This is a genomic window from Ruegeria sp. CE6, assembly GCF_056537485.1.
This window is the reverse complement of sequence record NZ_JBQFRR010000001.1, coordinates 1252302-1266992: the sequence shown is the minus strand read 5'-3', so window position 1 is coordinate 1266992 and position 14691 is coordinate 1252302. Positions and strand designations below refer to the sequence as shown.

General features: G+C 55.6%; 15 protein-coding genes and 1 tRNA gene. 13 read left to right on the top strand and 3 right to left on the bottom strand.

Features of this window, described 5'->3' with window-relative positions:
* Positions 1-20: 20 nt before the first annotated feature.
* On the bottom strand, positions 21-461 hold the full coding sequence (gene hpaR, locus ACR0DK_RS06230) for a homoprotocatechuate degradation operon regulator HpaR (protein WP_170394006.1): 441 nt from the start codon (positions 459-461) through the stop codon (positions 21-23).
* A 105-nt stretch (positions 462-566) separates the two neighbouring features.
* Between hpaR and ACR0DK_RS06225 the strand changes: the two genes are divergently transcribed.
* From ACR0DK_RS06225 to ACR0DK_RS06195, 7 genes are all read left to right on the top strand, one after another.
* Entirely contained in the window at positions 567-950 is a 384-nt protein-coding gene (locus tag ACR0DK_RS06225; protein ID WP_170422680.1) for a 5-carboxymethyl-2-hydroxymuconate Delta-isomerase, read from the top strand.
* 2 nt (positions 951-952) lie between these two features.
* On the top strand, positions 953-2464 hold the full coding sequence (gene hpaE, locus ACR0DK_RS06220; protein WP_223118608.1) for a 5-carboxymethyl-2-hydroxymuconate semialdehyde dehydrogenase: 1512 nt from the start codon (positions 953-955) through the stop codon (positions 2462-2464).
* Between the two features lie 51 nt (positions 2465-2515).
* Positions 2516-3367 (top strand): 3,4-dihydroxyphenylacetate 2,3-dioxygenase, encoded by an 852-nt coding sequence (hpaD, locus tag ACR0DK_RS06215; protein WP_223118609.1) that lies wholly within the window; start codon positions 2516-2518, stop codon positions 3365-3367.
* 12 nt (positions 3368-3379) lie between these two features.
* Positions 3380-4363: a 3,4-dihydroxyphenylacetate 2,3-dioxygenase gene (hpaD, locus tag ACR0DK_RS06210; RefSeq protein WP_480735223.1), complete on the top strand. Its 984-nt coding sequence runs from the start codon at positions 3380-3382 to the stop codon at positions 4361-4363.
* A 63-nt stretch (positions 4364-4426) separates the two neighbouring features.
* Positions 4427-5281, top strand: coding sequence for a fumarylacetoacetate hydrolase family protein (locus ACR0DK_RS06205; protein ID WP_480735221.1), 855 nt, complete (start codon positions 4427-4429; stop codon positions 5279-5281).
* Positions 5278-6078 (top strand): 2-oxo-hept-4-ene-1,7-dioate hydratase, encoded by an 801-nt coding sequence (hpaH, locus tag ACR0DK_RS06200; RefSeq protein WP_480735219.1) that lies wholly within the window; start codon positions 5278-5280, stop codon positions 6076-6078. The genes ACR0DK_RS06205 and hpaH overlap by 4 nt, the downstream gene beginning before the upstream one ends.
* 12 nt (positions 6079-6090) lie before the next feature.
* Entirely contained in the window at positions 6091-7149 is a 1059-nt protein-coding gene (locus tag ACR0DK_RS06195) for an aldolase/citrate lyase family protein (RefSeq protein ID WP_480735217.1), read from the top strand.
* A 60-nt stretch (positions 7150-7209) separates the two neighbouring features.
* On the opposite strand, the gene ACR0DK_RS06190 is transcribed toward ACR0DK_RS06195, so the two are convergent.
* Together ACR0DK_RS06190 and ACR0DK_RS06185 are read right to left on the bottom strand one after the other, a co-directional pair.
* Positions 7210-7286, bottom strand: a tRNA-Pro gene (locus tag ACR0DK_RS06190).
* Between the two features lie 126 nt (positions 7287-7412).
* Positions 7413-8528: a THUMP domain-containing class I SAM-dependent RNA methyltransferase gene (locus ACR0DK_RS06185; RefSeq protein ID WP_480735215.1), complete on the bottom strand. Its 1116-nt coding sequence runs from the start codon at positions 8526-8528 to the stop codon at positions 7413-7415.
* A gap of 299 nt (positions 8529-8827) precedes the next feature.
* Between ACR0DK_RS06185 and ACR0DK_RS06180 the strand changes: the two genes are divergently transcribed.
* The 6 genes from ACR0DK_RS06180 to nqrF are packed head-to-tail and all read left to right on the top strand — an operon-like array spanning position 8828 to position 14688.
* Complete coding sequence (locus tag ACR0DK_RS06180) at positions 8828-10171, top strand: Na(+)-translocating NADH-quinone reductase subunit A (protein WP_170561972.1); 1344 nt, start codon at positions 8828-8830, stop codon at positions 10169-10171.
* A 5-nt stretch (positions 10172-10176) separates the two neighbouring features.
* A complete protein-coding gene (locus ACR0DK_RS06175; RefSeq protein WP_170393985.1) occupies positions 10177-11385 on the top strand; it encodes an NADH:ubiquinone reductase (Na(+)-transporting) subunit B in 1209 nt (402 codons plus the stop codon).
* Positions 11378-12193, top strand: coding sequence for a Na(+)-translocating NADH-quinone reductase subunit C (locus tag ACR0DK_RS06170; protein ID WP_170393983.1), 816 nt, complete (start codon positions 11378-11380; stop codon positions 12191-12193). Before ACR0DK_RS06175 ends, ACR0DK_RS06170 begins: the two co-directional genes overlap by 8 nt.
* A complete protein-coding gene (locus ACR0DK_RS06165; protein ID WP_152460184.1) occupies positions 12193-12846 on the top strand; it encodes an NADH:ubiquinone reductase (Na(+)-transporting) subunit D in 654 nt (217 codons plus the stop codon). Before ACR0DK_RS06170 ends, ACR0DK_RS06165 begins: the two co-directional genes overlap by 1 nt.
* A complete protein-coding gene (gene nqrE, locus ACR0DK_RS06160) occupies positions 12846-13454 on the top strand; it encodes an NADH:ubiquinone reductase (Na(+)-transporting) subunit E (RefSeq protein WP_050603817.1) in 609 nt (202 codons plus the stop codon). Before ACR0DK_RS06165 ends, nqrE begins: the two co-directional genes overlap by 1 nt.
* 10 nt (positions 13455-13464) lie before the next feature.
* A complete protein-coding gene (gene nqrF / locus ACR0DK_RS06155; protein ID WP_170393981.1) occupies positions 13465-14688 on the top strand; it encodes an NADH:ubiquinone reductase (Na(+)-transporting) subunit F in 1224 nt (407 codons plus the stop codon).
* Positions 14689-14691: the final 3 nt, after the last annotated feature.

The window sequence follows — 14691 nt, the reverse complement described above, 5'->3', positions numbered from 1 at the left end:
CCGCTTGCCAACTGGCGGGGTCAAACCTTAACAGCTTGCAGCTCTTCAAGCAGGTCCAGTAGCTCATCAAGCTTCTCTCGCCCCATCTGCGCCTCAATACTATTTGAAATGGCCAATGACGCTTGCAGGTTGTCTTTCAAAATCTGCCGACCCGCATCAGTAATCATCACCATCGTCCGCCTTTTATCCTGGCTGTCCTGACGGCGCGTGACCTGTCCATCGGCTTCCATGCTGCGCAATATTCGCGTCAGGCTGGGCAGCAACAGACAAGCTTCTTTGGCGATAGCGCTTTGCTCGACCTCGCCAAGCTCATCCAGTACGCGCAGGACGCGCCATTTTTGCTCGGATATCTGTATATCCTGCAGCATGTCCCTGATGGGGGCCATGATCGTTTCGCGGGCGCGCAATAATGCAATGGGAAGCGACCTTGAGGTGCTCTTGGTATGGCTTTGAGTGTTCATGCCGCCTTCTAGTGTGCTGCCCCAGGAAATGCAAAGATTAACAACGCAACTTCTTGACGACATAAGCTCATAAAGGTAAACATGTTAATTAATAACGGAGGAATCATGCCGCATTTTCACGTCGAATATTCCGGGAATCTGGAAGACAGGATCGACATGGGCGGTCTGTGCGATTGCATCCGTGCAACGGCCGCTGAGGTTGACACCTTTCCGCTAGCAGGCATTCGCGTCCGAGCGATCCGTGTTGATCACTATGCCATCGCAGACGGAAATCCAAAGCATGGGTTCATCGATATCTCGATCCGGCTGCGGGCCGGTCGTTCGCAGGCCGACAAGAAGGACGCAACGCAGCGCATCTTCGAGGCGGCCCGAACCTATCTGGAGCCCGCCATGAGCCAGCATTCCATCGCGCTGTCGCTTGAGATGCGCGACATCGATCCCGACCTCTCCCCCAAAACCGGCACGATCCGCGACCATCTGGAGGCCTGACCATGAGTGACCTGCGCAAGAATATTGAACGGCTTGATGGTTTCCTTGCCCGTTTCAAGAGGACTGGGATAAAGAACCGGATCGCAGGAGAAGATCAAGATGGGTCAGCAGGGGTGTTTCAGTCGATCTCTCCGGTGGATAAATCGGTGATCTGCGACGTTGCCCATGGCACGGCGGAAGATATCGATACGGCGGCACAGGCCGCGCATAATGCCTTTGCAGACTGGCGCGACATGCCCGCTACGGAGCGCCGCCGGATATTGCTTAAAGTTGCAGATGGCATTGAGGCAAGAGCCGAAGAGATCGCGCTGTGCGAATGCTGGGATACCGGCCAGACCCTGCGCTTTATGTCCAAAGCCGCCCTGCGAGGGGCTGAGAATTTCCGCTATTTCGCCGATCAGGTGGTTCAGGCGCGGGATGGTCAACACCTGAAATCACCGACACTGATGAACATAACCACCCGCGTCCCAATCGGGCCCGTTGGTGTCATCACGCCGTGGAACACCCCGTTCATGCTGTCGACATGGAAGATCGCTCCGGCACTGGCCGCTGGCTGTACGGTCGTCCACAAACCGGCTGAAGATTCACCGCTGTCTGCGCGGCTATTGGTAGAAATCGCGGAAGAAGCCGGTCTGCCCAAGGGTGTGCTGAACACTGTCAACGGTTTTGGTCCAGACGCAGGTAAGCGGCTGACCGAACATCAATTGATCAAAGCCATTGCCTTTGTCGGTGAAAGCCGTACGGGCAGCATCATTACCAAGCAAGGCGCAGATACGCTGAAACGGATGCATCTGGAGTTGGGCGGTAAGAACCCGGTCATCGTCTTTGACGACGCCGACATGGATCGCGCGCTGGATGCGGTGATCTTCATGATCTATTCGATCAACGGCGAACGTTGCACGTCTTCTTCGCGGTTGCTGGTACAAGATACAATCAAGGAAGAGTTCGAAGCCAAGCTGATCGAGCGCGTGAACAATATCAAAGTCGGCCACCCGTTGGACCCTGCAACCGAGATTGGCCCTCTTGTAACGGAAGAACATTACAACAAGGTCACTTCATACTTCGGCATCGCCAAGGAAGACGGCGCGACCGTCGCGGCCGGTGGCGTCAAGGTGGGCGAAGAGGGGTACTTCGTACGGCCCACCCTGTTTACTAACGCTAACAATCAAATGCGCATCGCACGCGAGGAAATCTTTGGCCCTGTCCTGACCGTGATCCCGTTCTCGACTGAGGAGGAGGCGCTGCAGATCGCAAATGACACGCAATATGGTCTGACCGGCTATGTCTGGACCAACGATCTGACCCGTGCGTTACGTTTCACGGACAAGCTTGAGGCCGGAATGATCTGGGTGAACTCGGAAAACGTGCGCCATCTGCCCACACCGTTTGGCGGGGTCAAAGCATCCGGTATCGGGCGCGACGGCGGCGACTGGAGCTTTGAGTTCTACATGGAACAAAAGCATGTCGGCTTTGCCACAGGCCAGCACAAGATCATGCAGTTGGGTAAGCTATAGCGGCCCCTCAGACGACAATCGCGCGAAAAACCTTAACTCCAGGAGGAGACCATGGGAGAAATCGTTCTTGCCGCCAAAATGACCCATGTGCCGACTCTGCTCATGTCCGAGCAGGAAGGCCCGGTTAAAGGCAAACGTCAGCCCGCCATTGATGGCCACCGCGAGATCGCGCGCCGCGCCAAAGCACTGGGGGCGACCACGGTGATCATCTGTGACACCCATTGGGTGATCAATGCCGGGTTCCACATCAACGCCAATGAGAAGTTCGAAGGCCTGTTCACGTCGAACGAGTTCCCGCAATTCATTCAGGACCTGCCCTATTCCTATGAGGGCAATCCTGAAATGGGTGATGCCATCGCAAAGATCGCGTCGGACAAAGGCGTCTACACTTTAGCGCATCACTTGGACAGTCTCGAACTGGAATACGGTACGCTGGTCCCGATGCGCTTCATGAGCCGCGAGCATGATATGAAAGTCGTCTCAGTCGCGGCCTGGGCCACGGTGCATAGCCATGACGAAAGCCGGGTAATTGGTGAGGCCATTCGTGAAGCGGTTGAGGCTAGCAATGAAAAGGTGCTGTTGGTCGCGTCAGGCTCGTTGTCGCACAAGATCTGGGCGAACAAGGATTATGCCGCCAATAACGGCACTTTCACCATCAGCTCGGAATTCAACCGTCAGATGGACTTGCATGTGCTTGAGATGTGGAAGAACGGCGACCACGCCACGTTCCTGAAAATGCTGGGCGACTATGCCTATTTCTGCTGCGGCGAAGGCTCGATGCATGACACGTCGATGCTCTACGGAGCGTTGGGTTGGGACGCCTATGACAAAAAATGCGAGGTTGTGACCGAGTATTTCCCAAGCTCCGGCACTGGTCAGACCAACGTCATCTTCCCCGTTTAACAGGAGGTTTCAATGCCCGTTCCAGCCCCCAACCTGTACCCCGACTTCAACACGATCCGGCTGAGCCATGTTTGCCTGAACGTCAGCGATCTTGTTGCTTCGCGCAAATTCTACTCGGATATTCTGGGTTTGCAGGTCTCGGACGAAAGCGACACACATGTCTACCTGCGCGCTATGGAGGAACGTGGACATCATTGTGTGATCCTACAGAAATCCGATCAGCCGGCGACTGTCGAGGTCATGGGCTTCAAAACATTCGACGAGGATGATTTAGATCGGGCCGAGGCGTATTTTATATCCAAAGGCCGACCGACCTCATGGGTTGATCGCCCCTATCAGGGCCGGACTCTGTTAACCTCGGACAATATGGGCATACCGCTGGAGTTCTATCACAAGATGGATCGCCTGGAGCCGATCCATCAGAAATACGCACTCTATCGTGGTGTGAAACCGCTGCGGATCGATCACTTCAACTGCTTCTCGACCAATGTCGATGACAGTGTCACATTTTATAGTGATTTCGGGTTCCGCGTGACCGAGTATACGGAAGACGAAGACAGCAAGAAACTGTGGGCCGCGTGGATGCACCGCAAGGGTGGGGTGCATGATATGGCCTTCACCAATGGCAAAGGCCCACGGATGCACCACGTGGCCTTCTGGGTGCCAACACCGCTGAACATCATCGATTTGCTCGATCTAATGGCCACCACCGGCTATGTGGACAACATCGAACGCGGCCCGGGGCGACATGGTATTTCGAATGCTTTCTTCCTGTATATTCTCGATCCCGACGGACACCGGATTGAGATTTATTGCTCGGATTATCAGACCGTTGACCCCGATCTGGAGCCGATCAAATGGGACCTGAAGGACCCGCAGCGTCAGACGCTCTGGGGCGCTCCGGCACCGCGCAGTTGGTTTGAACACGGCACATCCTTTGTCGGTGTGGATGTAAACGAGCCAGACCTGTCTGCGTCTCCCATCATCGCACCGTAAGCAAAGTATGCTTGATCTAAAACATCTTAGTATGGGCGGGTTCCATAACGCCGAGGAGGCCTGATGCGCATTGCAACCTACACTGCCAACGGTGAAACATTTTTTGGTGCGATCACTGATGAAGGCGCGGTCGCACTAAACAGCGAATTTGCCGAGTTCAAAAGCCTCTACGAGGTTGTCGCCGCTGGTGCGTTTGGCCAATTGGCCGAGGCTGCCGAAGGAAAGCCGGTAACCCATACGGATTTCACCTTTGAGATGGTGATGCCGGATGTCCGTCGCATTCTGTGCGTTGGTGTGAACTTTCCAGATCGCAACGCGGAATACAAAGATGGCAGTGCCCAGCCGAAATACATGTCGCTGTTTCCGCGCTTCGCCAGTGGATTTACCGGCCATAATCGCCCTCTGATCCGCCCGCCCGAAAATCACACGCTGGATTACGAGGGTGAAGTGGCCATCGTGATCGGCAAAGCAGGCCGCCGGATTTCGCAGGACGATGCTTATGGCCATATTGCAGCCTTGACCCTGTGCAACGAAGGGACAATCCGCGATTGGGTTCGGCACGCCAAGTTCAACGTCACGCAAGGTAAGAACTGGGACAATTCGGGTGCCATCGGCCCTTGGCTGGTCCCGTTCACTGATGCCGCGCAACTGGATGGCGCCCACATTCAGACCCACGTGAATGGTGAGTTGCGTCAGGACGATACGTTGAACCGAATGATGTTTCCGATCCGGCGCGAGATTGAATACATATCAACCTTTATGACGCTTCAACCGGGCGATATCATCGTTACCGGCACCCCAACCGGCGCAGGTGCACGATTTGATCCGCCAAAATACTTGGCTCCCGGCGATGTGGTTGAGGTATCCGTCGATGGGATAGGCACCCTGCGCAACACCATCGAGGATGAGCAGATATGACCCCTGAAGACCATGCGCGCGCTGCCGCCGATCTGCTGAACGCGGAAAGGACGCGACAGCAGATCGGTCTACTGACATTGCGGTATCCCGAAATGGCGATGGATGACGCTTATGAAGTGCAGAATGCCATCTATCGGGCCAAGCTGGCGGAAGGGCGCAAGGTCATCGGCTGGAAGATCGGGCTGACCTCGAAAGCGATGCAATATGCTTTGAATATCGACATTCCTGATAGTGGTATCCTGTTTGACAACATGGCCTTTGAAAATGGCGGGACCGTTCCCGCAAGTCGTTTCATCCAACCACGTATCGAAGCCGAGATCGCCTTTGTCATGAATGAGGCCATTGGTGGCGCCGATGTGAGCCGCGATCAGGTTTTGCGGGCGACCGACTATGTTACTCCGTCCATCGAAATCCTCGACACTCGTATTAAGCGGGCAGACCCTGGGACTGGAAAGTCCCGCACTGTATTCGACACAATCAGCGACAACGCCGCAAATGCCGGCATTGTACTAGGGGCGGAACGCCACCCAGCGGATGCATTTGACCTGCGATGGGTAGGGGCCCTAACCTTCCGCAACGGCGAAATCGAGGAAACCGGCCTGGGTGCGGGCGTATTGAATGATCCGGTCGAAAGTGTGGTCTGGCTTGCCCGTCGCATGGCGCAATACGGCCAGAGCATTGAACCCGGCCACGTAATCCTGTCCGGCAGCTTCATTCGCCCGATCGAATGCCCATCGGGTGCGGAAATCCACGCCGATTTCGGATCGTTCGGATCCGTCGACATCAATTTTGCCTAAAGGAGCAGCGACATGCCCGCACCAAAGAACACCTTTAAGGCCGCATTAAAGGCTGGAAAGCCTCAGGTCGGGTGCTGGATCGGAATGGCCGACGCATATGCAGCAGAAGTTTCCGCGACCGCAGGGTTCGATTGGTTGTTGGTCGATGGCGAACACGCACCAAACGACCTGCGCTCGACCCTTGAACAGGTGCGAGTGATCGAAAGTTCGGGCAGCGCGCCAGTTGCACGTCTACCGATTGGTGAGACATGGATGATCAAGCAATATCTCGATGCGGGTGTTCAGAGTATTCTGGTGCCGATGGTCGAAAGCGCTGATCAGGCGCGCGAACTGGTACGCGCGGTGCAATACCCGCCACACGGCGTGCGAGGTGTGGGATCATCCCTTGCGCGGGCTTCGCAATTTGCCGAGATCCCGGACTACCTCGATACGGCGGATGAGCAGATTTGTCTGCTGCTACAGGTTGAGAACAACGCGGGCATGGCCGCTCTGGACGACATTCTGACAATTGATGGAGTAGACGGAGTTTTTATCGGACCTGCAGATCTGGCCGCCGACATGGGTCATATCGGCAACGCCGGGCACCCAGATGTTGTAGGGGCAATTGAAGACGCACTGACCCGCATCGTCGCGGCGGGTAAAGCCGCGGGTATCCTAACACTGGACCCTGCAATGCAGCGTAGGTGTCTTGAGATCGGCGTGACCTTTCTGGCCACTGAAATTGACGTCACCCTTTTCGCAAAGAGTATGCGCGCAAAAGCGCAAAACGGCCTCGCGCTTTTGCCGCGACAAAACGCTATCGGATCGGCGACAACAGAAAATGCCAGCAAGTACTTACAGAAATTGTGCAAACATTGGTCACATAAGGGACAGGTCGAGTTCGATGCAAATACTGGAACCGTTTTTTTTGATAGTGGCAATGCCGTCGAACTAAAGGCGACGCCAGTAGCACTGGAAGTTCGCGCCTCGGCGCAGCCACGCGATGACCTGGACAGTTGGAAGACAGTGATTTCCGATCACCTGAAACGGTTTGCCTTTCGCGAAGAGTTTGAACTGAACTGGGATGACTAGCGACTTTTGCTAAGCTGGATATCGCAGAAAAACAAAGAGGCCCTTCAGGAACTTTGTTTTTGGTCGGAGTGAGAGGATTCGAACCTCCGACCCCTGCCTCCCGAAGACAGTGCTCTACCAGGCTGAGCTACACTCCGACCGTGGCGCGTGATCTATACCTCGTCATATCGATGTGCAAGAGGGATTTTGGGCGTACACACATATGTCGTCGCTGGATTCGAGGGGTGGTTTTAACCCTTCGCCCGATCTGCGAATTCGCTGAGTCACTGCAACGGATCGGTTCGATACAGTCGGATTTTTGTTCCGCCGTGATCAACGATTGGGCCGGGGGGAAGCATTGGCAATCGCGTTGCGCGGGCAAGTCCGGGTGTGGTGGTGATGATGCCGACACGCCATCGCTGGAAACGACTGGATAATACCTTGCCTAAACTGCCATAGAGCGACCGCAGGCGCTTTTCATCACCGATGCGTGCCCCGTAGGGCGGATTGACGATGACCAGCCCAGCTGGGCCTTCTGGCGGCTTGATATCACTGACCGAACAGTGCTGAAATCGGGTGGCATGATCCACTTGTGCCTGTCGGGCGTTAGAGCGTGAAGCATCGACTGCGCCTGTATTGCGATCTGAGCCAAAGAATCTCAGCTCTGTTTCGGGTCGACCGGTACGAGTGCGCATTTTTTGCCAGACAACTGGATCGAAGCTTGCCAAATCTTCGAATGCGAACTGACGTGAGCGGCCTGGGGGCAGACCAAGTGCAATTTCAGCCGCTTCGATAACGAATGTTCCAGAGCCACACATCGGGTCCAGAACCGGTTCAGACCCGTCAAACCCACACTCACGCAGGAACATCGAAGCCATTGTTTCCCGCATCGGGGCCTTGGCGACTGCAGGCTTATGACCGCGCTTGTGCAAGAGCTCGCCGGATGTGTCGACGGAGATCGTGCATATGTCTTTTTCGATTCGTAGCAGCACGCGGACTTTGCCATCGAGTGAGATTGAGGTGCCGAGCCCCTCGGATATGGCTTGTTCGATGCGCTGTCGCGCCGCTCCTGCATGATAGATACGAGATTTACGGCAGGTTGCTTCGACCTTCACGGGAATGTCTGGCCTGAGATAACTCGCCCACGGGAATTTTCGGGCGCGCTTGTCCAATTGCGCCAAATGCACGGCGGGGAAACTGCCCAGTCGCACCAGAACCTTGTTGGCACCGCGCAATTCCAGATTGGCGCGCCAGACTTCCGGCCAATCGCCACGGCACACGACACCACCTGGAACGATCCTGGCGCCCGAGAATCCGCGCTCGATGGCCTCGGCACACAAAGGCGTTTCGAGCCCCGGAGTGGCAATCAGAAAAATCTCGAATTTATCATTGTTGTCCATTGTGGTTGCTTACACCGGTTGATCAGCCTGTGCGACACGCAAATTAAATGGGCAAATTGTTCTGAACGACCGTAAGCTCAAAAGAATGTGACATTCCTTTTCGATTTTGGGCGGTAACAGGTTTGCGTTTGCACTCATCCCCGCGTAAAGGAGCCGTGATCGGAAATACGCCTGCGGATTCTGGTCGGATAATGGCGCTTTCGCGACCGGACAGACGGGAAATTTCGTGTTATTTCCTGGCATCATTGTAAGATGGCGCGCAGCAGGCGCAGGACAAAGGCTTGGAAGAACGTAGCAACATGCAAACTTTCAAACTAAAAAAAGGGTTGGATTTGCCGGTTGAAGGCGCGCCCGAACAGAAAATCCAGCCGGGGCCTGAATTTTCGTCGGTTGCCGTTCTGGGCAGTGATTATATCGGATTAAAGCCCAAGATGCTGGTGCAAGAGGGCGACGCGGTCCAGCGAGGAACGCCGTTATTCTGCCACAAGGATGCGCCCGACGCGATGATGGTCGCGCCGCTGACTGGCAAGGTCGTGGCAATTAATCGCGGGGCGCGACGTGTATTGCAGAGCGTGGTGATCGAGGTTTCGGATGCCAATGACGCCGGCATAGATTTCTCGGGCACCGGCGATGCCGAGACTGCCGAAGGTGTTACGGCTAAGCTCTGCGCGGCCGGGCTGTGGACTTCTTTCCGGACACGTCCTTATTCAAAGATGCCCGAACCAGGCTCCAAGCCTACAGCAATCTTCGTGACAGCCATGGACAGCGATCCACTGGCAGGTGATGCGGCATTGGTTATTGCGGATGCGGGCGAGGCATTTGCGGCTGGTCTCGCAGCTGTCTCAAACCTGACCGACGGCAAGACTTATCTGTGCCAGCAAGAGGGGGCATCCATCCCCGGTTCCGATCTGCCAGGTATAGAAGCGGCTGCGTTTTCCGGCCCACACCCCTCGGGCCTTGCTGGAACTCATATTCACTTCCTTGAGCCGCTGGGAGGGGACAAGCAGGTTTGGACCATTGGCTACCAGGACGTGATCGCGATCGGTCGTCTGATGCAGACCGGTCATCTGGATACAAACATCGTGATTGCTCTGTCTGGACCGGGCGCGCGCCAACCGCGCCTGATCCGCACCGTGATGGGCGCGTCGACGGATGACCTGACCCGGGATGAAGTGAACGTCGACGGAATCGCGCGGATCATCTCGGGGTCGATCTTGTCGGGGCAGCATGCCGATGGTCCGACCGCCTATCTGGGCCGTTTTGCGCGCCAGATCAGCATTATTCGCGAAGATCATGATCAGCACACACTGGGCTGGATTCTTCCTATGCCTTCGAAATATGCGGTACAGCCTGTTTTGGGATCGGCTTTTGCCAAGAAGCTCTATTCATTCACGTCTAACCTGAATGGTGGTCGCCGCGCGATGGTGCCGACGGGTGTATTCGAAGAGCTTATGCCCCAGGATTATCTGCCGACGCAATTGCTGCGGGCGCTATTGGTGATGGACACCGACACCGCGCAGGCGCTGGGTGCACTGGAACTGGACGAAGAAGACCTGGGCCTTGTGGGCTTTGCCTGCCCTGCGAAATATGAATATGGGCTGGCGCTGCGCGACTGCCTCACCAAGATTGAAAAGGAGGGCTGATCCACATGGGTTTGCGCAGCTTCTTCGATCGGATCGAGCCGAACTTTACCAAGGGCGGCAAGTACGAGAAATATTTCCCCATCTACGAGATGGTGGAAAGTTTTATCTACACTCCGAAAACCGTCACGACCGTCGCGCCGCATGCGCGCTCTTACGTGGATATGAAGCGGATCATGACCTACGTCGTGATTGCTACGATCCCCGCAATCCTCTGGGGGATGTATAACACCGGCTATCAGGCAAACTCGGCCATTGCTACGTTGGGACCGGATTCGGCAACAGGCTGGCGGATTGCGATCCTGCAGGTGTTCGGCATCTCGCTGAACCCTGACAGCATTTTCGCCAATGTGATGCATGGATTGATGTATTTCCTTCCGATCTACATCACCACACTGGTTGCGGGCGGTATTTTTGAGGTCATCTTCGCCACTGTGCGCGGCCATGAGGTCAATGAGGGTTTTCTAGTAACCTCCATGCTTTACACACTGATTATGCCTGCGACAGCGCCATTGTGGCAGGTCGCGTTAGGCATCATTTTCGGTGTCGTGATCGGTAAGGAAGTATTTGGCGGCACGGGCAAGAACTTCCTCAACCCGGCGCTGGTCGGGCGTGCTTTCCTATATTTCGCCTATCCCGCGCAAATGTCGGGGGATTCAGTCTGGACCCCGGTGGATGGATTTTCCGGTGCGACTGCATTGGGCATCTCCGCCGCTGAAGGCGTTCAGGCACTGGCGGCCGACGGGATCACCTGGGCCAATGCGTTCTTCGGGCAAATTCAGGGTAGCTTTGGAGAGACATCGACGCTGGCTTGCATGATCGGCCTGGCCTTCCTGCTGACGACCAAGATTGCCAATTATCGCCTGATTGTGGGCTGTCTTGCGGGCACGATAGGCTTCACGCTTCTGCTGAATCTGATCGGATCGGACACAAATCCGATGTTCGCGATGCCTTGGTACTGGCATATCGTGCTTGGGGGCTACGCCTTTGGTCTGGCGTTCATGGTAACTGAGCCCGTTTCGGCCAGCCACACCAATATGGGCCGCTACATCTATGGCGCGCTGATTGGTATCATGGTTGTGATGATCCGCGTCATTAACCCCGCTTTCCCAGAAGGTATGATGCTGGCAATCTTGTTCGGAAACGTTTTTGCGCCGCTGATCGACTATTTCGTCGTCCAGGCAAACATCAAACGGAGGGCGCGTCGCCATGTCTGATACGCAATCCAATGAACCCAAGGGAGCGATTGCCAAGTTTCTGGCTGCTTCGCCGGATTCGGTAGGCAAGACTATCTTTGTTGCCGTTGCCGTCTGCCTTGTAGCCTCGATGGTCGTGTCTGCTGCTGCGGTCAGCCTGCGCCCGGTGCAGGAAATCAACCGTTTGAAGGATAAGCAAGTCAACGTTCTGCAAGTTGCCGGCATCTACGAACCAGGCATTGATGTGACCGAGGCATTCGCTGCCTTTGAGCCGCATGTACTGGAATTGTCTACAGGTGAATTCGTTGATGATCAGTTCGACGCGACCACCTTTGATGATATCGCTGCTGCCAGCGATCCAGAACTGAGCGTCGCTTTGGACGATGACCCGGCTGGGATCGGGCGCAAGTCCAAGTACCGCGTGATTTATCTGCTGCGTGATGATGCAGGCGCGCTTGATAAGGTAATCCTGCCGCTGCACGGTTATGGCCTCTGGTCCACGCTTTATGGTTTCATCGCGCTGGAAAACAACGGCAACGATATCTACGGCCTGCAGTTCTATCAGCACGGTGAGACACCGGGCCTTGGCGCCGAGGTGGACAATCCTCGCTGGAAGGCGCTGTGGAATGGCAAAAAGCTGCGCGATGATGCAGGCGATCTGCAAATCACCGTTGCCAAGTCGCAGCCTGCGGCAGGCCCCGATTTCTATGTCGATGCGCTGGCTGGTGCCACGCTGACGTCGGTTGGTGTCGATAACCTGGTGAAATTCTGGATGGGCGACGCGGGCTACGCCCCGTTCCTGGCCAAACTGCAAGCAGGAGAGCTCTGATGTCTCAGACCAAGAAAGAGATGCTGGTCGACCCGCTTGTCGACAACAACCCGATCACGCTGCAGGTGCTGGGCATCTGTTCGGCGCTGGCGGTGACCTCGTCACTGCAGGTGTCTATGGTGATGGCGCTGGCGGTGATCTTCGTGACCTCGTTCTCGTCTTTCTTCATCTCGTGCCTGCGCAACCAGATCCCCGGCTCAATCCGGATCATCGTGCAGATGGTGATCATCGCCTCGCTGGTGATCCTGGTGGACCAGATCCTCAAGGCTTATGCGTTTGAGATTTCGAAAACCCTTTCGGTCTTTGTCGGCCTGATCATCACCAACTGTATCGTGATGGGCCGGGCCGAGGCCTTTGCCATGAAGAACCCCCCGGTCGCGTCCTTTATCGACGGCATGGGCAACGGCATGGGCTATGGTCTGATCCTGCTGCTGGTCGGCTTCATTCGTGAGCTGTTTGGCGCCGGGTCACTGTTCGGTGTCACCATTCTGGAGACCGTCAACAACGGCGGCTGGTATGTGCCCAACGGCATGCTGCTGCTGCCGCCGTCGGCTTTCTTCATCATCGGTCTGATCATCTGGGCCTTCCGCACATGGAAGCCGAACCAGGTGGAAGAGCGTGAATACAAAATCCAGCAGGTAGAGGCCCACTGATGGAAGGTCTGATTTCACTGGCCGTAAAGGCCATCTTTGTCGAAAACCTTGCGCTCAGCTTCTTTCTGGGGATGTGTACCTTCATCGCTGTTTCGAAGAAGATTTCAACTGCGCTGGGTCTGGGCATCTCGGTCATGGTGGTGCAGGCCATCACCGTGCCGGCGAATAATCTGCTGCTGAACTATCTGCTGAAACCAGGTGCGCTGGCTTGGGCAGGTTTCCCGGATGTGGACCTGACTTTCCTTGGACTGATCTCGTATATCGGCGTGATCGCAGCGATGGTTCAGATCCTAGAGATGGTGCTGGATAAGTACTTCCCCCCGCTCTACAACGCGCTTGGGATTTTCCTGCCGCTGATCACTGTAAACTGCGCCATTTTGGGTGGTTCACTGTTCATGGTGGAACGCGACTACAATTTTGCCGAAGCGGCGACTTACGGTCTGTCCTCTGGCTTTGGCTGGGCTCTGGCGATTACTGCGATGGCGGGTGTTCGGGAAAAGCTGAAGTATTCGGACATTCCCGATGGTCTGCAAGGCCTGGGCATCACTTTCATCACCGCTGGACTGATGGCGATGGCCTTCATGTCCTTCTCGGGCGTGAAACTGTAAGGAGGGCGGAATGGAAACCTTTGGCTTAGGTGTAGCCCTTTTCACCGTTATCGTTCTTGGTCTGGTTGCCATCATCATGGCGGCGCGGTCCAAGCTGGTTTCAACCGGTAACGTGAACATCACCATCAATGGTGAGAAAACAATCTCGGTCCCGGCGGGTGGCAAGCTGCTGCAGACGCTTGCGGCAGAGAAGCTATTCGTACCCTCCGCTTGTGGTGGTGGTGGCACCTGCGCGCAATGTCGCGTGCGCGTGCATTCCGGCGGTGGCTCGATCCTGCCGACCGAGGAAAGCCACATCACCAAGCGCGAGGCGTCTTGTGGTGACCGGCTATCCTGTCAGGTTGCAGTCAAGCAGGATATGGACATCGAAGTTCCCGAAGAGGTCTTCGGCGTCAAAAAATGGGAATGCACGGTGCGTTCGAACGAGAACGTAGCGACCTTCATCAAGGCTCTGACATTGGACCTCCCGGAAGGTGAGGACGTGAACTTCCGCGCTGGTGGTTACATCCAAATCGAAGCGCCTGCACACCAGCTCGCCTATACGGATTTCGACGTAGAAGAAGAATACCGCGAGGATTGGGATCGCTTCAATCTATGGCAGTACAAATCCGTCGTCGCCGAACCGATCGAACGCGCCTATTCCATGGCAAACTATCCGGATGAAAAAGGCATGATCATGCTGAACGTCCGCGTGGCTTCGCCCCCTCCTGGGTCCGAAGGTATCCCTCCGGGTCAGATGTCGTCGTATATTTTCAACCTGAAACCGGGCGACAAGGTCACAATCTCAGGTCCCTTTGGCGAGTTTTTTGCTCGCGAGACAGAAAAAGAGATGGTCTTCATCGGTGGTGGTGCTGGTATGGCCCCAATGCGCAGCCATATCTTTGACCAGCTCAAACGCCTTGAAAACCGCAACCGCAAGATCAGCTTCTGGTACGGCGCGCGGTCGAAGAAAGAGATGTTCTTTGTCGAAGACTTCGACACGCTGGCCAAGGAATTCGACAATTTCGAATGGCACGTTGCGTTGTCGGACGCCCAGCCCGAGGATGACTGGAAAGGCTACACTGGCTTTATCCACAACGTTTTGTTCGAGGAATATCTGAAGAACCACCCCGCACCCGAGGATTGCGAATACTACATGTGTGGTCCGCCAATCATGAACCAGTCGGTCATCAACATGCTGCTGGATCTGGGCGTGGACCGCGAAGACATCATGCTCGATGATTTCGGCGGATAAACA